Annotated in this window: 16 protein-coding genes, 1 tRNA gene and 1 pseudogene; 11 read left to right on the plus strand and 7 right to left on the minus strand. The window is 34.3% G+C overall.

Annotated elements, in window-relative coordinates; translation table 11 throughout:
- Positions 1 to 61 precede the first annotated feature (61 nt).
- Positions 62 to 1,249 carry a hypothetical protein gene (locus FTU58_RS02000; protein ID WP_257222316.1) on the minus strand — a complete coding sequence of 396 codons (1,188 nt, stop codon included), beginning with the start codon at positions 1,247 to 1,249 and terminating at the stop codon, positions 62 to 64.
- Positions 1,250 to 1,737: 488 nt separating this feature from the next.
- Between FTU58_RS02000 and FTU58_RS02005 the strand changes: the two genes are divergently transcribed.
- Positions 1,738 to 2,208 (plus strand): Lrp/AsnC family transcriptional regulator, encoded by a 471-nt coding sequence (locus tag FTU58_RS02005; RefSeq protein WP_004971430.1) that lies wholly within the window; start codon positions 1,738 to 1,740, stop codon positions 2,206 to 2,208.
- 85 nt (positions 2,209 to 2,293) lie between these two features.
- On the opposite strand, the gene FTU58_RS02010 is transcribed toward FTU58_RS02005, so the two are convergent.
- Together FTU58_RS02010 and FTU58_RS02015 are read right to left on the minus strand one after the other, a co-directional pair.
- Positions 2,294 to 3,043 carry a YebC/PmpR family DNA-binding transcriptional regulator gene (locus FTU58_RS02010; protein WP_070155957.1) on the minus strand — a complete coding sequence of 250 codons (750 nt, stop codon included), beginning with the start codon at positions 3,041 to 3,043 and terminating at the stop codon, positions 2,294 to 2,296.
- Positions 3,044 to 3,142: 99 nt separating this feature from the next.
- On the minus strand, positions 3,143 to 3,721 hold the full coding sequence (locus FTU58_RS02015) for a 1-acyl-sn-glycerol-3-phosphate acyltransferase (RefSeq protein ID WP_104851825.1): 579 nt from the start codon (positions 3,719 to 3,721) through the stop codon (positions 3,143 to 3,145).
- A gap of 306 nt (positions 3,722 to 4,027) precedes the next feature.
- Here FTU58_RS02015 and FTU58_RS02020 point away from each other — a divergent pair, with 306 nt between their 5' ends.
- Both FTU58_RS02020 and FTU58_RS02025 read left to right on the plus strand, forming a co-directional pair.
- Positions 4,028 to 4,171 (plus strand): hypothetical protein, encoded by a 144-nt coding sequence (locus FTU58_RS02020; protein ID WP_154320842.1) that lies wholly within the window; start codon positions 4,028 to 4,030, stop codon positions 4,169 to 4,171.
- Positions 4,172 to 4,309: 138 nt separating this feature from the next.
- Positions 4,310 to 4,386 (plus strand) — tRNA-Ile (locus FTU58_RS02025).
- Positions 4,387 to 4,513: 127 nt separating this feature from the next.
- On the opposite strand, the pseudogene FTU58_RS02030 reads toward FTU58_RS02025, so the two are convergent.
- Positions 4,514 to 4,880: pseudogene (locus tag FTU58_RS02030) on the minus strand (transposase domain-containing protein); the annotation flags it as partial.
- A 1,193-nt stretch (positions 4,881 to 6,073) separates the two neighbouring features.
- Between FTU58_RS02030 and FTU58_RS02035 the strand changes: the two are divergent.
- The 7 genes from FTU58_RS02035 (at position 6,074) to FTU58_RS02065 (ending at position 14,075) form a co-directional block, all read left to right on the plus strand.
- Complete coding sequence (locus FTU58_RS02035) at positions 6,074 to 6,280, plus strand: helix-turn-helix domain-containing protein (RefSeq protein ID WP_005399592.1); 207 nt, start codon at positions 6,074 to 6,076, stop codon at positions 6,278 to 6,280.
- A 217-nt stretch (positions 6,281 to 6,497) separates the two neighbouring features.
- Positions 6,498 to 7,037, plus strand: coding sequence for a hypothetical protein (locus FTU58_RS02040; protein WP_136144442.1), 540 nt, complete (start codon positions 6,498 to 6,500; stop codon positions 7,035 to 7,037).
- A gap of 1 nt (position 7,038) precedes the next feature.
- The gene (locus FTU58_RS02045) at positions 7,039 to 9,342 is read left to right on the plus strand and encodes a hypothetical protein (protein WP_180061960.1); all 2,304 of its coding nucleotides are present in this window, start codon (positions 7,039 to 7,041) and stop codon (positions 9,340 to 9,342) included.
- Positions 9,339 to 12,722, plus strand: a complete 3,384-nt coding sequence (locus tag FTU58_RS02050; RefSeq protein WP_179988449.1) for an integrase — start codon at positions 9,339 to 9,341, stop codon at positions 12,720 to 12,722. Before FTU58_RS02045 ends, FTU58_RS02050 begins: the two co-directional genes overlap by 4 nt.
- A 62-nt stretch (positions 12,723 to 12,784) precedes the next feature.
- Positions 12,785 to 13,075: a hypothetical protein gene (locus FTU58_RS02055; protein WP_005236317.1), complete on the plus strand. Its 291-nt coding sequence runs from the start codon at positions 12,785 to 12,787 to the stop codon at positions 13,073 to 13,075.
- A 93-nt stretch (positions 13,076 to 13,168) separates the two neighbouring features.
- Complete coding sequence (locus tag FTU58_RS02060; protein WP_179989159.1) at positions 13,169 to 13,468, plus strand: hypothetical protein; 300 nt, start codon at positions 13,169 to 13,171, stop codon at positions 13,466 to 13,468.
- A gap of 331 nt (positions 13,469 to 13,799) precedes the next feature.
- Positions 13,800 to 14,075 carry a hypothetical protein gene (locus FTU58_RS02065; protein ID WP_024435959.1) on the plus strand — a complete coding sequence of 92 codons (276 nt, stop codon included), beginning with the start codon at positions 13,800 to 13,802 and terminating at the stop codon, positions 14,073 to 14,075.
- A gap of 42 nt (positions 14,076 to 14,117) precedes the next feature.
- On the opposite strand, the gene FTU58_RS02070 is transcribed toward FTU58_RS02065, so the two are convergent.
- The 3 genes from FTU58_RS02070 to FTU58_RS02080 form a co-directional block, all read right to left on the minus strand.
- On the minus strand, positions 14,118 to 14,300 hold the full coding sequence (locus tag FTU58_RS02070; protein ID WP_180061961.1) for a hypothetical protein: 183 nt from the start codon (positions 14,298 to 14,300) through the stop codon (positions 14,118 to 14,120).
- A gap of 99 nt (positions 14,301 to 14,399) precedes the next feature.
- A complete protein-coding gene (locus tag FTU58_RS02075; protein WP_180061962.1) occupies positions 14,400 to 15,149 on the minus strand; it encodes a metallophosphoesterase in 750 nt (249 codons plus the stop codon).
- 103 nt (positions 15,150 to 15,252) lie between these two features.
- Positions 15,253 to 16,385 (minus strand): IS3 family transposase gene (locus FTU58_RS02080; protein WP_223235881.1). Its coding sequence is split into 2 segments (ribosomal slippage): positions 15,253 to 16,133 and positions 16,133 to 16,385, totalling 1,134 coding nucleotides; the frame shifts between segments, so codons are not numbered across the junction.
- A gap of 645 nt (positions 16,386 to 17,030) precedes the next feature.
- Between FTU58_RS02080 and FTU58_RS02085 the strand changes: the two genes are divergently transcribed.
- The gene (locus tag FTU58_RS02085; RefSeq protein ID WP_180061963.1) at positions 17,031 to 18,665 is read left to right on the plus strand and encodes an HNH endonuclease; all 1,635 of its coding nucleotides are present in this window, start codon (positions 17,031 to 17,033) and stop codon (positions 18,663 to 18,665) included.
- The last annotated feature ends 72 nt before the right edge of the window (positions 18,666 to 18,737 follow it).

Raw genomic sequence — 18,737 nt, forward strand, 5'->3', positions numbered from 1 at the left:
AAATACGCGCAATCTGCGCGTATTTTTTTGGATACTGATGTATAAAATCTAGAACTAAGAGTTAGAACAAAGAATTTAAGTTATTCAAATCAAAATTCTGTACCAAGTTTGGCAGGGTAGCTAAATCAAATTGTGTATCAGATGTTCCACCAGTTAAACCACCAAGCGCATCGCCTAAAGCAGGAACTAAGCTATCAATATTGATCTCTGAACTGGTTGTGGAGGATGCACCTTGCAGTAAGTCGCTGATGTTAAAATCTGAACCAGAAATTAAGTTGTCAAAACCATCACTCAAGCCATCTAAGCTGAAACCACCAGTTGTATCTCCAGTCAGATTATTTAATAAACCACCTAGATCAAAGTCACTTGCAAGCTGACCTTCAGGATTAAGCAACGCAAGAATTGGTTCTAGAGCAGCGATATCTAGACCACCTAAATCACCACCGATGTTACCGCCAATTAAGCCGCTTGCCAGTTGCGCAATTTGTGCAATATCAAGATCGCCATTGCCTTGCATTAAACCGCCTACTAATTCAGCAATGACCGCGATATCCATACCGCCTAAACCGCCACCGATATTGCTGCCAATCAAGCCGCTTGCCAGTTGAGCAATTTGCGCAATATCAAGATCGCCATTGCCTTGGATTAAACCGCCTACAAGTTCAGCAATCACTGCGATATCTAGACCGCCTAAACCTCCACCGATGTTGCCACCAATCAAGCCACTAACCAGTTGAGCAATTTGAGCAATATCAAGATCGCCATTGCCTTGGATTAAACCACCCACCAGTTCAGCGATAGCACCAAAATCCATACCGCCTAAACTGCCAGTATTGCCGCCAATTAAACCACCAACCAGTTGTGTGATTGCGGCCATATCGAGGTCACTATTACCCAAAATCAAACCGCTGACCAATTGAGTAATTTGAGCAATATCAAGATTACCCGTATTACCACCGATTAACCCACTCACTAATTGGGTGAGTTTCGTAATATCTAAATCACCTGCATTGCTGCCAATCATGCCACTGAGTAAATTGGTGATGGAAGCAATATCGAAGCTACCGCCATTGGATTGTGTCAGTTTGCTAATTAAACTGGTGATATCTAAGTTGGTATTCGAGCTTGAAAATTGGCTGATTAGATTGGTTAGGCTAGAACTATCTAAGCTGCTGCCAGAGAGTAAACTTTTTAATAAAGAATCTAGGGTAGGTGTGGTCGAGGTCGAACTAGTCAGGCTGCCAAGCAAACCAGAAAAGGTATTGCTTAAAGAGCCACCACTTAAGAGTCCATCGAATAAAGAGCTGGTCTGAGTTTCAACGGTAAATACAGAGCTAATTTTATTTTCAGCAAGCTTAGAGATTTAAAAGCCATGACGACTCCTTGTATTTTTATTGGTTTTGTTGTGCTGCATTGTGCTTATTGTCGAGCGCATCTGTTTTAATACATTTCTATACACTTGTAAAAAATAGACGGTCGGGATTGTGAAAATGTATGAGTAGATTCGTTGTTTTGTTGAGTTTTTTAAATTTAAAAATTTGAAAATCAATAAATTAGAAAGCTGTTCCGTTTGTCTGTTAAGTTGTTCAAAACGATAAGCGGTGATCTGTTGAATCATAAACATTTTGCTTTAATAATGGAAAATAATTTTCGATAAAGATGCTTAGTCTGCAAAATAATTTAAGTATAATGGCAGCATGAGTTTAAATTTTATCAGATTAGATTGAGTGCTTGAAAATGGAATTAGATCGCTACGATAAGCATATTTTAGAAATTTTAAGCAATGAAGATGTCAATTTGAATGAACTTTCCGAGCGGGTTAATCTGTCGGTAAGTTCGGTGCATCGCCGTATTAAAAGTCTGATCGATCATAAAATTATTTCAGGTTTAAAGCGTGAAATTAATTATCAAAAACTGGGCTTTAGTTTGCATGTGTTGTTGCAGGTGTCTTTGAGCAAACACGATACCGATATTTTTGCCAAATTTTTGGATGAATTGGAAAGCATTCCTGAAGTGATACGTGCATTTTTGGTGACAGGACAGACTGCAGATTTTATTGTAGAGGTTGTGGCACGAGATATGGAAAATTACAGCGAAATTTTATTAAAACGGATTGGTAAAATTGAGCATGTGGCAGGTTTGCATTCTAGCTTTGTGATTAAAGAATATGATGTTTTAAACTGTCATGGTTTATTAAATAAAGTTTAATTTATTAGAATCTTAGAATTATTTTGACTGGATCTATAAAAAAACGCACGAGAACGTGCGTTTTTAGGAATTGCAGTTAGACCGATTATGCGTCTAATTGTGCTAAAACTTCATCAGAGAATTCAACGTTGGTATATACGTTTTGAACATCATCTAAATCTTCAAGCATATCAATCATTTTCATAATTTTTTTCGCTTGATCGATGTCTGTAATTTCTGCTTTGGTCGATGGACTCATAACCACTTCAGCATTGTCAGATTTCAAACCTGCTGCTGTTAGCGCATCTTGAACTATACCAAAAGCTTCTGGCGTAGTAATAACCAAAATGCCATCTTCAGACACTTCAATATCTTCTGCGCCAGCTTCTAAAGCCACTTCCATCACTTGATCTTCTAAAGATGAATCTTCAAATGAAATTTCACCACGTTTGGTGAATAGGAATGCTACAGAACCATTGGTGCCTAAGTTACCGTCAGTTTTAGAGAAACAGTGACGTACATCTGGCACGGTGCGGTTTAAGTTGTCTGTCATGGTTTCTACAATAACCGCAACACCACCTACACCATAACCTTCATAGGTTACTTCTTTAAGATCGTCGTTATCTTCACCGCCTGCACCACGCTGGATGGCACGGTTAATGACGTCACGTGTCATGTTAACTGAAAGTGCTTTTTCCACAACAGCACGTAAACGAGGGTTACTTGCCGCATCTGGACCGCCGAGCTTTGCAGCAGTTGTTAATTCACGAATAAATTTGGTAAACAACTTACCACGACTAGCATCTTGTTTGGCTTTACGATGCTTAATGTTGGCCCACTTGGAATGACCCGCCATGCGAACTATGCTCCTTACAGATTGGCAGTATGCCTATCAAAATTGCGCCCATTCTAACATAAGCCCTTTTTTTAGATAAAGGGCAGAGTTTTAGGTTTTTTAAGTGTTGCTTTGAGTTGTTTTTGGCTCAGGAATGACAATATCTAAGCCCACTTGTTCTTTATATAATTGTTGGATAAGTGCCATATCGTGATCTAAATCTGTCGGATAGATTTTGCCAAAAATCCCACCTTGTTTGGTTTGTGAGTTGGCATACATTAAAACGATAGGCACATTGGCTGCTTTGGCAATATGCCAAAAACCTGTACGAATTGGCTTGCGGGCTTCACCTGTTTTTGCGCGAGTTGCTTCGGGTGCGATGACCAAATTGAAATGTTCATTTTGATCAAAAAGTTCGACCATTTGCGACACAATATCTTTGTTAGATTTACGGTCTACTGGAATACCGCCGACTTTTTCTAAAATAGGTTTAAGTGGCCCTTTAAAAAGCTCTTTTTTGATTAAAGTATGGATTTTAATATCATAAATTTGGAACAGAGCAAGCGAGAGGATTGCATCCATCATTGAGGTGTGTTCAAAACCGACGATCACTTGTTTGTTTTCGAGGACGTTGGGTTCTACCTGATATTGCCATCCTGCAAGTTTGAATGCGGATTCGCCTATAAATTTTTTCAACATAGATGTAACAGCTGATGAATCTGGAAATGCATAATTTCTGCTTGTTTTATATAAGAGTCAACAGAAAATTGTTTGAAATATAGCAATCTCAAGTGATGCAGTTGATATAGCGTTATATCTTTTATTGGTTTTAACTCTAAATACTTTGTTTTTAATATTAAAAATATATGAATTGAGAGAAATTAAGTCTTAAATTGAGCAAAAATGCACTATTCAAATGATTTGTAAATCATTAGACTTTGGTCGTAATTAGCTATGATTCTATTCATCATTTCACTATTCCACGCATCATGGAAGGATACTAAAGTGGCTTATTTGACGACTTTTCTTGTGGCATTGACTGTGTTGTTATTGGTCTTGGTATGGTCAATGTTTGAGTTGTTTTTAGAAGTGCGTAAAGAGAAGCGTTTAAAGTTGCATCGGGCAATGTTTCGGAAAGTGAAGGTGTAGTTTTTATATTTCAATAATAATCAAATTCGTCTGCTGACTATCTATACAGCAATTTCTGAAAATGGCTTGTGTTTTTAAAAAATCTTCGCTAGTATTCTTTGCGCTTGAACTTGTTGAAATATAACAAATTCAATTATAGGGCCTATAGCTCAGTCGGTTAGAGCAGCGGACTCATAATCCGTTGGTCGACAGTTCAAGTCTGTCTGGGCCCACCATATAAAACAACCACTTACGTGTACTAATCGTAAGTGGTTTTTTTGTTTTTAGATTCTGGTAAGCAAATGGTAAGCAGCTTAAATCAACATTATTCTGTAAGCATTCGCTAAACCCCATAGCTATTTTTTAATTTGAGTTGGGTTTCCATCGGTGTGGAAGTAATTCTTCAATCTGGGTCACTTTATGTATCGGCAACCTTTTCGGCACATCACTTAATTGGGCATGCGGATCCAGTCCATTCAGCTTTGCTGACTGAATCAGGTGTATGATATTAGCTGCTCGCTGACAACTGCTCATCGAGCCAGCAAATAACTAGTTATTACGTCCCAAGGCCCTGGAACACATCTGATTTTAGATCCCTTATGAAGCAATGCTTCTTATGTTGATTGGTAAGTTACCATCAACCAGATAGCGGCCAGAGTGCTTGCCAGTTTTTTAGGCTGTAGTTGATCCTCAGAGCGGTTAGGGAATCCGATAGCAGCGTCAGATGGTGTTAGTTGAGCCATTAATATAGTCTTGATTTGAGGTATTCATTAAAGCGTTCAACTTTGCCTTTGGTCTGTACATAGTAGGGCTTACATAGCGGGGGCAAAAACCATATTTTTTTTAACACAGTTGAGCTGTTAGAGTTCAAGTTTGGTGACTGATTATATTGTTGCAAGATATTCCCTTAAGATTCTGACCGTTTCTAGATATTCAAACTCTAAAACTTCTTGGTAGAACACAACGGCAGGAATCCATTCAGGATAAACAGCATTTATGCGTTCGAGCAAATAAAGTTTATATAAGTCAAGAATACATATTCTAGGTTATAAGCCGATACTGTAGTGTGAACTTGAGCTGTAAATATTTACGCATTGTATTTTTAGATACTACAAGTTTTTGATTTATTAAATTAAAATAATAAACCTTGTTTATACGGTGTGTGGACTGTTACTTCTTGCACTAAAAATAAAATTTTTGAGTATTTTAAAATGACGTTATATTAACTATTGGGTTACTTTTAATACTGCTATAGGGATATTTTACACTGCTGATAAAATATAAAAATTAAACCCAATTGATATATTAACTTAACCTGTTATTGTGTTATTGTAATGAAGTAGGTCAACTGTATGATAAATTTTTAATTGTAATCTTATTCTTTAGTATATTGTGATTTTAAATAATGATGTTTAAGGAGTATAGTTAAATAATATATTTCAAAAAAATAATAAATATAATAGATATCTTGCGTTAGTCAAAATTTAATCAGTGGTAAGCTTTGATTTTTAAATAAATATCAAAGTCTAAAATAGTCAAAATAATACTTTCGCAAGAGGTCTAATTATTATGTTTAATGGTTTTTAATGAGGTTCTATTTGAACAGTAAAATTATAATTTTTATATTTTTTAATTAAGTAATAGAAAGTATATAAAGAATTTTGGTTTGTTAGACCGATTCTTCCGAACTGAGTGCTGTTGAAGATAATGAGATTGACAGTCCCTTGGAAGGTACTCATTTTACTTTTGTGGTTCCATATTTTCATCAAAAATATCTCATATAAATCAATGCCATGGTTTTTATTCTGGGTTTTTTTAAATCTTCTTTAGTATTATGAAATCATAAAAAAGTTTCAGATGTATATGAATTACTTAAAAAGTTTAGTTTTATATAAATATATTAATTCAGATACCTTAATCAACATGAAACATAAAGTTAAACAAATTACCGAAGATAGATTATTGCTATCTACTAGTGAAGCTGCTCGTTTATTAGGGTATGCAGAACAAACACTGCGTAAATGGGCATTGTACGAAAATGGGCCTATTAATCCTATTAGGCATGGACGTAGTCTTCGTTGGAGTAAGGCGGAAGTCTACAAATTTGCTTGTGTCAAAGAAGAAGCCTAGAAAAATCGAGACAGTTTTTCTTGTTATTAAGGCTTATTGCATTTGATATAAAAAAGACACGCAATAACAAGAAAAGCTAGCTCATCCAGAAAAAATTTATAATCGATTTTTTAAAAATATCATTAGCTTAAATTTGATTGAGATTTAGGTCCTAAGATTTCTCATGCTCAAAAAAAGCCTTTATGAAATTTTTAGAATGATGAATTTGGAGCTAATAATGTCCAAAAAACAAGCTAAACCAAAGAAGAGTTTTAAGCTATCGGACCGGCAACAAGCCAAATTAACTGAAAGTTCGCTAAGAAAATTCTCCGACATAATCGACCAGACAATAAAGCTTACTAATGTTGAGGTAGGTGATCAAAAAAATGCAAAAGATCGACTGAAAAAGTCAATGATTACTCGCGTTAAGAAAGACTATTTGAGTCTTACACAACATACGTATCTTTTATCTATTGAAGCTAAAAGTAATGAAGATTGGTTTAAGAATCAAGCTAACTATATTTTTTGGTTAGAGCTATTTACTTATCTTCAAAGTCACAAAATAAAATGTGAATATAGAATTAACTTCTATAAGGAACTTTTTGATTATTTAACTAAATTAGAAGATGAAAATTTATTTTATTTAATTAATAAGGAAATCTTGAAGAGGAATAAATATCATGTTCCTAGTAAAATTTATAAAACAGATTTTATAAATTATTTTAAATTACCTAGAAATATTTTTGAAAAATCGAAAGTTGATATTGTGGAGTGCTGAAATGAATAATAAATTAGATTTAGAAGTTTTTAAATCAAGGTGTGCTTGTTTAACTGAAATTTTATCTTCATATAGAGAAGGTTTGCTTCTATTAGAATCATGTGATTTAAAAGATTTTCATAATACTTATATGACTGATGAATTTATGAGGGAATTAAAAGTTTTATGTGAAGGTATATATTCATATTTAAACATAAATAAATCTAAAACCCAGTATAAAAGTATTTTAGGGTCATCAAGTATCTGCATTTTATATAAAAATGTTGAAGATTTGGATGTTGTAAATAAAGAAAAACAGATTTCGATTAACCAAAATATTTTAAAAATTTTTAATGTTGTAAATTTTTTAATTGGGTTGATGTCCAATATGGAGAACTCTCAAGCTAAAATTGAAAGGCTAAACTATAATTTCTATCTAATTTTAAAAATGATGGAAAAAAGTTTTAAAGGTTTTCTTTCTGAAGTTTTACCTATAATTTCTCAATATTTTAATCATCTTATTGAGTTCGATCATACGGCTAAGACCATTAAAGAATTCAATACTTATGCAAAAGCCCAAAATGTACATGTCACAGAATTCTGTAAGCGCCTTGATGCTAATGTTTCAGAAAATATAATCAAATCTCTAACAAGGTATTTAGACGAGTACAGAATCGCAGTTGAGGATATCTGTTATCGCCACAACGTAAGAATTAAAAGGACGGATGAGATTGAAAATATAGAGGATTTGGACGTTGATCCGCAGACATATCATAATCCACCTTTGGTCACCGAGAGTCAGTCTGATTACTCAGATGACAAAGATAACATTGATGATGAAGTCGATGAAGATAAGACTTCTAAGCAGTATGATTATAATCTAAATGAAGATACGCGTAGACTAGCACCATTTGTCTCAAATCAAAGATTGAATCGTCATATAGATAGAACTCAGCAACCAACGGTGAGTAATATTTACTATTTGGACATACCCTTATTAAAAATTGTAAACCAGGTTTTACTTGACCAACTTCATGAAAACAAAGATATCATGGAATCTGCAAAAGCAGCTTGTTGCTTGATGTCAATCTTTACCGGGCAGAGTGCCGTTATATTTCAAGATATCGACCAGTTGCTAAAAACTAAGCAATTAAAACGTAGCCCCAATCGTGCCTATTATTTGTGGATCGTTGATGCAAATGTAAATAAAAATTTGAAAGGTCAAATTGCTAAAAAAGACAATAAATATAACGAGCATACAACTTGGGCATTTCAAATTCCTGCTATGTGGATTGATAGAATTAGAAAGGCTAACCTTTCCAATCTAACGAATACAGATTTCGAAAAGTCTTTATCAGAATGGTTTTATCATCGTCGTATAGGCCCGATATCAGTTACTTCAATTGCTTTACAACTTTCCTTTCATTTGAACCGTATATGTAAAGATGATCTTACGAAAAATTTCTTAATCGGTAGACAGGTTTCACATCAACCTGATCTAGCGTATGGGGGATTTTCTTATAAACAGTTAAATGAGGTATATGAGCAGTATATATATCTATGGTTTCAAAATAAAAACGAGGTAAATGTTTTAGATCGTCCGCAATTTATTCAAGTAGAAGAGCAAGCCCGCGTAGGAAGTCAGCGTGTATGGTCATTTGATAATGCGAAAAAATTCTTAAATACATTAAACTTGAAAGTTGTCCAAGTTTTAAAAGAAGAACAAGACATTGCTGAAAAATTTAATGCTTTCAGTGTTTGGATTTGGTTTTGTTGTTTATTGTCTTCAGGTGCACGTCCTGCTATAGGTGCATCTAGTATCAGAGAAAATTTTGATTTTATTACTAATATTGCATATATCCATGATAAGAGCAGTAGATCTCGTCCACATGGTCGTTATTCACCTCTGATCGAATTCGTTGTTAATGAGTTACAGCATTATGATGAATTTATCAAAAACATTAATGCCTTAGAGCTAGCTAATACAGCAGATCATATCTATTACCTTTCTTATTGGAAGAAAGGTTCAGAATTCATGAGCTTCACATTGGAGCCACTTACACAAAAGCATATAGCATCTTATTTATCAGAAAACTTTCCTGAAATGGATGAGTTATATCCCAATTGGACGCGCCATTTTGTAAGGAATTTTCTGGAATTGCCTGATGCGATTTTTAAGAGTTGGTATGCGCACGATCAACAAAATGAGATCGGATTTTCAAAATATTCATCTTTACAGCCCTACACCTACATGATTGAAATTCAAGATGCAGTAAATCAGCTGTTTAAAAGACTGGGATTAAAATCAGTGGTGAGCCAATCATGAAAGATGAAGAGTTACAAAAAATTCGAACTAAGCTAGAGTCTTCGACGAATCTTTTATTTGAAAAAATCTCAGAATTTCTTATCCATGAGATCACGGAATCTTGTGAAAAAAAGAAACTTGATGATCTTATTCAAAACGAAATGTATTCGAATCGAGCTAAAGTAGAGAAATACTTTCGCAATAGGAAAATCTCAAAAAAAGATTTGGAAGAATTAAGGGGATTTTGGTCTGAATTATGTGTGAAAAAAAAGCAAGAAATAGAGTCACAATTACCGTGGTTAAAGGATCAATATGAAATTAAGCTTATTCAAAGAGCATATTCAGCTCCAAATATTAAAGATATTGAATCAACGCAAATGAAGTTGCTTAGAGGGCAAAGGTTACATGAGTTTAAGCTCAAGTTGCATTTCTTTTGGGAGACTGAATTACCGAAAAGGCTTAAAACTGATGTTTTTAATGCTGATTTTACGGATGAGCAAAAGGAATTACTTCTTCGACAATTTTTAATGGCACTAATTATTGATTGTGGGTGTAGTCATAAAAAAGACTTAATGGCGATTTTAAGATCACTCAGAGCATATTTTTCAAATGATCAGTTAAAACCATCAGAATTGTCGAGTGGACTTGTATCCCTATATTGTCAAGGTTCATCAAAAACGGGTTATTTATATAATTATCCAGTAGAAAATGAGAAATATGCGAATTTAGTATATCTCGATAATTCATTCCAAATTAAACAAATTTATCTTACATCAATTAGTTTGTTAATGATGGTGAGACTCATCAATATAATTGAGTTTGAAACTCAAAGTGAAAGGCGTCAGGGAGAAAAAAGGCTCGTTCAGCTTATAGAGTCTATCGATGCTCAAAATGATGAAGGCTTTGATCAATATATTGATTTGGCTATATTGGATGTCGATAAAAATAGTGTTTTACGTGATTATTTTGCAAAGGAAAAATATCAATTATTTGAGCATGTCGATTACGTGCAGTATTTTAGTCAAAAGAATACGCTTGATGGTTTCACAACAGCATTATCTAAGGGGGCGTTAGACAGCGCTGCACTATCATTGTCAACCTTAAAAATGCTTGAGACACTTGATGCATTTAAAGACAATAAATCTTTAAAAAAGAAATTGATTACTTCCGAAAATGCATTTGATGATCCGAACGGGAGTTTTCGAAAGCCTAAGTCTGAAAATATACAAAAACTGAGCACAGAATATCATTGTGCCGCAGAAATTAAAAAAGGATTGATAGGGCAATTTCAAGGTAGAAAAAAACCCGAGACCATTAAACAATTGTCAGAAGATATTCAGTCACTTAAAGAAAGTTATAGTAATCAGACATATAAAATAGCTAAAGATATTGCGCTAGTGAGTGTTCAGATTGCGTTGATGACATGGTATCGGGATTACCTCGTGAGCGGTCAATCTTCAAATGTTTCTAGAGCAAAAGACGGAATTGCGCTGAGTTCCTTGGATACTTATAAATCCTCATTCGCTGAAGACCTTTTTATGTATGTTGTTACTCATGACCTTGATCTTCTGAAGATGGATGAAGAGCAATTTGAGGGAGCATATGAGTATATTTTAAGTGAAAAATTTATTGTTGATAAGCAACGACAAAATAAAGCATCTAAAAATAATGTTAGGGAGGTGAAATATAATAGCTATGGTAAAGCTGTAAAAAATTTAAAAAAATTTCATAAAAGTTTAATGCATAATTTTGATGCTCCTCGAGTAAATTATTTAGACCAGTTAAAATCTGATGATCTTCAGATGTGTAGATCATCATATATAACCCCAGTGATGTGGGCGCATTTTAATAATTTGATTGGTCGCCAAGTTGAACTGAGTAAAGAACAAAAAAGTATATTCAAAATAATTTGTATGCTTGCTTACCGCACAGGTTTAAGGATTGGTGAGATTCTTGGATTACGGTTAAGAGATTTAGTCATGATTGAGCTAGATCCTAAAACAATTGGCAATGAGGAATATTATTATTTAACAGCAAGCAATCCTCAATTTATCAAAATCTTAATTCATAATAATTATCATCGTCAGGTTAAAACGACGAATGCAAAACGAGGAATTTGTCTTGATGAGTTGCTGACTGAATGTGAATTGAATGAATTTATTGGCCTAATCAAAAAGCATCTTAATGTAAAAGTTGGTCAAAAATGGTTAGGGGGAGAAGACTGTTTTATCTTCCAAGATGAATTTGGTCAAATTTTTTCATCTCGTTTTATTAGTGCTAAGACAAAGGAAATTTTTGATACTTTATTCAATAACGAACCACACGATTATTCCTTTCATAGCTTTAGGCATACTGCGACAAACAATTTAGCTTTAATTTTGAAAGGCAGTGAAACATTAATTAAAAGTTGGATCGGCTATTCACCCGATCATATTGCCAAAATTAAAAATTATTTATTGGGTAATACGGACAGTATTGCTGGACGTCAGGATGTTTGGAAGATTTTGGCACATTTTATTGGCCATTCATCTATTGAGATGACAGCCAACTATTACCTGCATTTTGGTTCAATGTTAGTCGGGGATGCATTATGTCCAGATGAAAGTAAAATATCAGCAAATATTGTAAGAGCTTTACTCTCTTGTAGAGTATTCAAGAAACAATTGAATACGTCTCAAATGAAAGAAAAGCTTGAATTAAAAGAAATCTTAGAGAAGATAGCTCCCAATTCAAAGATTATTCAAGACGCAATATTTCCTGATCGGTGGCATACTCAGATATTAAAATGTGAAGATGTAGAGCAAACTGATAATGTAACCGAAAGGCTCAAACTGAAATCAGAATTGAATGATATTATAGATGTAATTTCAGGAAAAAATGAAAATCTGAAGTTGAAAGAAATTGGGAGAGACTTGGCCTCAAACCTGTATAAAAATAGACACCATCAACAAAAAAACGATATTTCTAAAAGTAATCCTTTAGACATGCTGTTAAAGCATATCAATAGAAATAAGTCTGGAAATGTATTTAGCGAAGCTGATTTTGAAATTTTCACAGCTGTGCTGGATAGTAACTTTACGTTAGATTATTTTGAGCGCCGTATTCGTCTTATAGATGCTCGTATGGAGGTGTATATCCAAAGCGAAGTAGAGTATCAGGAGTTTGATAAATTTTGTCGTGAGTTAAAATTTATATACAAGCAGTTTAAAGAAAAAATTAAAATATCAAAACTGTCATGGAAGGAAATTAAAGCTGAACTTGAAGCGGCTAAAAGTAAGAAAGGGGTAAGCATAGTAATTAGTAATTACAACTATAAATATAATACCTGCCAAAAAATCTTTAGTGATTTATTTTTAGCAGTCATCTATCGCCGTTGGAGTTTAGCCCAGATTAATGATTAATTACTGCGTTAAATAATTTAACAAGTTTAAGAATGTGATTTCAAAAAATGGAGACGGACTACATGAAGGATACCCATATAGATGTAGATCATTGTATTCAAGAAGCTTTACAAGGAAATATCGTTTATTTATACGATAATTTATATTTAGTAAGTGCTGAAACAGCCTTACAGCAAGTCCTTATACCTGAGCATGTTTGCTGTACAGCACCATATTGGGTCATTGGATATAAGTTGCCTAAACCGATTCAAAACCAACAGGAATTAGAGTCATTATTTACATGGCATAACTTTTTTACAGAATTTGCTAGCAATGCTGATGAATTTAAAGAGTTTAACCCTAGGGGCGAGTAATGAAACTTTATAGTGTCAGCCCTTATAGTTTTTAAATTCATCTTCATGAGTACATGATAACTTCAGTATTGACTGAATATTAAAGGATTATTTGTGAGTCGAAGTGTAAAGAGGCAACTCAGTTTCTTTTTAATCGTACTTTGCGGAGTAATTGCCTATAATTATGTGGCTACTCGTCAAATAGAACATACGGTGGTGAATTCTAGCGTTCAAGAGCGTGAGCGAGCATTTATACAAAAACGCGCTGAATACATAAAAAGTCACGGCGAGACAAGTATAGCTGAGCAAGAAATTAATAAAGAATTGGCACTCAGAAGAGGGTATTCTTTAATTAATAGTTCGTCTTCATATCAGCGTGTTGAAGAGCAAGATCTTGAAAAGTTTGTAAAGTGAGATAGATATTATAGTAGATCGGATTGTTTCTAAAGATAATGCAAAAAAAGCCTATGAATCCTCAGTAAAAAATCAAAAAAGATGAAATAATAAAGGAGGATTATATCCAGGCTATACTAAACGGAGTTGATCAACTTCCTACGAAAATCGTCAGAACTGATTAAGATAAGATGGAGTTTCTAGAGGATTGATTTTTAAGACATTACTTAAGTTTTTATTTTATCTCTGTGATTTTAATGAGGTATTGCGGGATAGTTAGATCATTACTCAATTTTAATTTATGTCATAATTTATTAATCTTAATTTCAGATAAAAATCAAGGAGACAATGAATGTCGAGAAAAGTAATAATGACTACAAATGAAAGACGTCTTCAAGTATTAAATCAAATGCGTGCTAGCTACCGTGGTGTGCAGCTTTTAAAGCAAGATAGAACTAGATTTATACAGCATAGTACTACGGCTCAATCTAGCTTATTTTCCACAAGCGATAGTAGGTATCATGCATGTGATGAACTATCAATGGAAACGGATGAGAGTGATGTGTTGAAAGAAACTGCTGAAGCTATGTACGCATCTACAGGTGATACAATTTGGTTAAGCTTTTAAATATAAAATTCAAGCGCTTTATATCGTTTCAATGAGCAGAGTTCAAAATTGCTTGAGTAAGTCGTCAATTGATATTTCCTCTTCCACATAGAAAACACCATTTGGGTCTGCTTTCATTTTTTTAATAGAATTACCTTGGATTTTATGGATGTCTAGTAGATCTTTAAGTATTTGATCTGCAATTTTATTTTTCCAATCATTTTCTGGATCTAAAGGAATCAACATGAGTTTCGCCTGGTTCATGGTGTAAAAGCTAAATCAACAGTACTATAGGATGTATGATATTAGAATTGGTTTAAATTACTTCAATACGGGTATGACTACTTAAACTTCGATGATCAAATTTTCTCTAAACCCATTTTTACCTTGTTCTGGCGGATAACCCAATGGATTGATCACTAATCTACATCCATCGACTACAGTATCCACTGATGTATGCGTATGTCCTGCAATCCATAACTTAAAGCCTTTTATATCTAAATCATTAATAAAATAGGGATTGAGTGCAGATGCAACAGGATGCGCACCCCAATATGGATCAAGACAAGCTAAATGAGGCGGGAAGTGAGTAATGACAATCACATTATCTTGATCCTTAAATTTCATAATATTTTCATGATATTTTTTAAATAATTCTATGTAGTCATTAGCAGTTATCGTTCGATGATCACTGCCAATCATGATTTGATCAAAATCATAAATCGATTGTTCAGCATCTTTTTGGGACTGTAAAAGTACCTCAGGAGATGTAAGTGGTGAATTGGAGCGAAAGTTCGTAAACAGCGTGCCACCTACAAATATTTTATCTTGAATTTTGATATGGTTGTCATCAAGTAGTGCATTTTTTGGGTAGTTTTCTTTCAAGAAATTCACGACTGAACTGTAGTTAGAGCTGTAGTAATCATGATTACCTAAAACAAAGATAAATTTTTTATTGAGAGATTTACATTTTTCGGCAAACTCAATTGCACCACTTAAGCGATTAGAAAAATCGCCAGCGTGAATAATGACATCAGCTTGCTCTGATATTGAATATTTAGAATTGTGAGTATCCGATAAAATTTGCAGTTTCAATCTACTTCCTTTATTAAATCACGCTGCTTAAATATATAGAGTAGAGGTGGTCCCACATGTTTGAACAACTAAAAGCTTATTTATAAGTGATACTCTGCTCTAGTTAAGCTACCTTATTTTGTTGTGGTAGCTGGTCATAGTAAAACTCATCTGGAGTCATTTTGTCCAGACTCGAATGAGGTCGTTTCAAATTATAAAATTCAAAATATGCGTTTAATTGCTTCTTCGCATCCAAAACATTGCTGTAGGCTTTGAGATACACCTCTTCATATTTAACGCTCCGCCATAATCGTTCAACCATCACATTATCAACCCATCGACCTTTACCATCCATACTGATTTGTATGCCATTTGATTTCAATACATCAATAAATGCATCACTGGTAAACTGACTGCCTTGGTCTGTATTAAATATTTCAGGTCGACCATATTTTTCAATAGCTTCATTTAATGTTTCTATGCAAAATGTAACCTCCATACTAATCGATACTCTATGCGCAAGTACCTTGCGGCTATGCCAATCAATCACAGCACATAAATAAACAAAGCCTTTTGCCATAGGGATATACGTTATATCCGTAGACCACACTTGATTACTCCGTTGAATAGCCAATCCTTTGAGCAGATATGGATATTTGCGGTGAGCTTGATTAGCCTGGCTTAAATTTGGTTTGCAATATAACGCATTAATGCCCATTTTCTTCATTAAAGTACGTGTATGACGTCGTCCTATATGATGTCCTTGACGATTCAACAAATCACGCATCATCCGGCTACCTGCAAAAGGGTATTGCATATGTAACTCATCCATACACCGCATCAGCTTCAGATCTGATGCACTCACAGGTTTTGGGCGATAGTAATAACAACCACGGGAGACTTTCAGCAGCTGAGCTTGCTTAGATACTGAAATCTGAAGTGAGTCATCGATTAACTTTTGTGGTTGAAGCGGCCCAGTTTCTTCAACACACCTTCTAAAAAATCAATTTCTAATGCCTGCTCACCGATTTTTGCATGTAGTTTTTTTAGATCGATGGGTGGTTCTGTTGGAGCTTTTGATTGATCGAAAGCTTGCGAGGAAGCTGAAATCAGTTGATTTTTCCAGTCGATAATTTGGTTTTGATGAACATCAAATTCAGCACTCAATTCAGCAAGTGTTTTTTCTGCTTTAATCGCAGCAAGTGCTACCTTAGCTTTAAAATCATTTGAATGATTTCTTCTTGGTCTACGTGCCATAAAATACTCCATATATCGATGTTTATAACATCATTTGGGGAGCAAAATATCACTTATAGGTGTTGTTCAAATTTACGGAGCCATCTCTAGTTTCATTGCGATCAGTTTACATCAACTAAATATTAGAAATTATAAGATACTCATCTGTATCTTTAAGCCTATAAAAATATAGGTAATTATTTTTGAATCAATTGATTAAATATTAATCATAAAATTTGACCAATTGAATTTATGCACATAAGATAAAGATGTTACAGCAAAATCTGTGACCAGGCGTGGAAACCTGAATTTACTACAGAAGCAGTAAACCGCTTTGGCGGTTTTTTGCGTTAAATATGTTTAGTCTATCGTAATGGTAGGCCAAGCAGGGCAGTCTATGACTGGCCGTCTTCTGTAGTACGGTATTTCCACCCCTGTTTGGCTTGCCTCCATCTCGTGGAAAAGTTGGAAGCTTGTTTGTAATTAATTACTACAGGAACTAGACATGAACACTTTCTATAATATCCCTTATTTTCTCAAAGCTATTTCTTCTGTTCTTAAAGAATAAAATTTTCGAAATAAATTTTCGTCATGTTTAATTAATTCTACTTTTATAAATTTCGTAATCTTACGAGATATAGAGAAGTATTGCCTAGAGAAAATAAAATGGCCCGTACTAAGCTTTTAACCAATATTATTCAAAGAAAAATGATGGTGCCTGACGAAATGTCGCACTCAAATCTGCACCATAACTTTGAAATATCACTTTATGACTTCGCCAACCATGAGATCCTAGAAAAACTATATAAAGCAGACAATCAACGCTCCACAGAGTGTTGGAGCCCTGCTGAAATTCAGGAGTTTATTCTAAACTGTTTGAATGATCGTAATGTCAATTTATGCGTTCGCTATTGGAAAGATGCTGCTGGTAATATTTATATCATCGATGGTGGGCACAGGATTTCAATTATCTATGCTTGGATCAAAAGATACTTTATTGATGAGCAAGTAATAGGAGCCCCAAAATTCACGGCACCACAAAAACGAGATATTCGTCAGATTCGTAATCGATTAGGTGGATTAGCTGATTTTCAAGAGTTATGTAGCGATTCTGAGTTTCAGCAAAAATTAAAATCAACCAAAATTAATTTTATTGAAGTGATTGGGACACCTGAGGAAGCTCGAAAAGCCTTTTGTTCAATCAATTCGGATACGAAACGATTAGATCCAGATGAAGAATATCATTTACAAAATAGGGGAAGTGATGCTTTTTATGTGATTTATGCGTGTTGTTATATAAACGATAATAAATCCAACTTGGCTGAACTGAATTACGAGCGGATAAATGAAGTGATCACTTTGGGTGAGCAAATTCATGATCATCTTTTTAAGATAATACTTTTAGAGCCAGATTTAACACACGGTAAAAAAATCGGCTTGGTCAATGAACTCCTGAATATCATGTTTGGTGATACTAGCCAGAATACTGTGAATATAGACCAAGGTCAGCGTGTAGAAAATTTAATGCTAAAACTTAGAGTTGTGCTGTGTCGTATCGCAACACCACCAATTAGTATTCGGATTCCAAGTTTGGGCTTACACCCAAAACTATATTTTTATAAAGATAATCGTTTTCAAGTGACATCCTTTTTGGCCTGGTTCTCTATCATCTGTGAAATTGAACAAGATTGTTTTGAAATACAGAATAAAAAGATAGATTTTATTGGATTTACTCGAGCACGCCGTGGTGTTGAAAGTTTAATTGAAAAAATTCCTGTGGCCATCAAAGAAACTGTCGGTAAGTTTGGTAGCGGCATCAGATCACATGAGCGATTGAAGAACGTGTATCAAGCATTCATCTGTATTGGACTCAATATGGATTTAGATTTTGAAGATGAAGTTTGTTTGAACACCGTCATTCTTTCGATGAGTCAATCATTTGATTATATTAATTTTAATGATTTTTACCTTGACCGTTTTGGTGGAGATTATGATGAGAGCATTGTGGATGATGTTGTGAGCTTTGTGAAATCAGTAAGACTAACAAAGAAGAAAAAACCTCTAAATTTTTCAATCGCGACCAAAAGAAATCTTTATCAACGTGAGGAAAGGAAAACTTGGAGCTATTGCGAAGTATGTGATAGCGCTCTATACCTTGAGTCGACTGAAGTAGATCATCGAGAATCGAAAGCAGAAGGTGGTTACGGTGTTTTAGAAAATGGAGCAATTATTCACCCGATATGTAATCGTTTTAAGTCAGATCGTGCTTTGGAAGAAGTAAGAGCAGATTTATTTGACTAAAAAGATAAGGGAGCAAATGCTCCCTTATCTTTTTGTTTTTTAGTAGACTGGGGTCAGTGTTTAGCCTAAGCA

Source organism: Acinetobacter sp. YH12120, from assembly GCF_013418795.1.
GTDB classification, from domain to species: domain Bacteria; phylum Pseudomonadota; class Gammaproteobacteria; order Pseudomonadales; family Moraxellaceae; genus Acinetobacter; species Acinetobacter towneri.

Bases quoted from the DNA above. Each gene is read 5' to 3' on its own strand.
- FTU58_RS02005 (WP_004971430.1), top strand. From the start codon at position 1,738: ATGGAATTAGATCGCTACGATAAGCATATTTTAGAAATTTTAAGCAAT.
- FTU58_RS02010 (WP_070155957.1), bottom strand. From the start codon at position 3,043: ATGGCGGGTCATTCCAAGTGGGCCAACATTAAGCATCGTAAAGCCAAA.
- FTU58_RS02015 (WP_104851825.1), bottom strand. From the start codon at position 3,721: ATGTTGAAAAAATTTATAGGCGAATCCGCATTCAAACTTGCAGGATGG.
- FTU58_RS02035 (WP_005399592.1), top strand. From the start codon at position 6,074: ATGAAACATAAAGTTAAACAAATTACCGAAGATAGATTATTGCTATCT.
- FTU58_RS02040 (WP_136144442.1), top strand. From the start codon at position 6,498: ATGTCCAAAAAACAAGCTAAACCAAAGAAGAGTTTTAAGCTATCGGAC.
- FTU58_RS02045 (WP_180061960.1), top strand. From the start codon at position 7,039: ATGAATAATAAATTAGATTTAGAAGTTTTTAAATCAAGGTGTGCTTGT.
- FTU58_RS02050 (WP_179988449.1), top strand. From the start codon at position 9,339: ATGAAAGATGAAGAGTTACAAAAAATTCGAACTAAGCTAGAGTCTTCG.
- FTU58_RS02055 (WP_005236317.1), top strand. From the start codon at position 12,785: ATGAAGGATACCCATATAGATGTAGATCATTGTATTCAAGAAGCTTTA.
- FTU58_RS02065 (WP_024435959.1), top strand. From the start codon at position 13,800: ATGTCGAGAAAAGTAATAATGACTACAAATGAAAGACGTCTTCAAGTA.
- FTU58_RS02070 (WP_180061961.1), bottom strand. From the start codon at position 14,300: ATGTTGATTCCTTTAGATCCAGAAAATGATTGGAAAAATAAAATTGCA.
- FTU58_RS02085 (WP_180061963.1), top strand. From the start codon at position 17,031: ATGGCCCGTACTAAGCTTTTAACCAATATTATTCAAAGAAAAATGATG.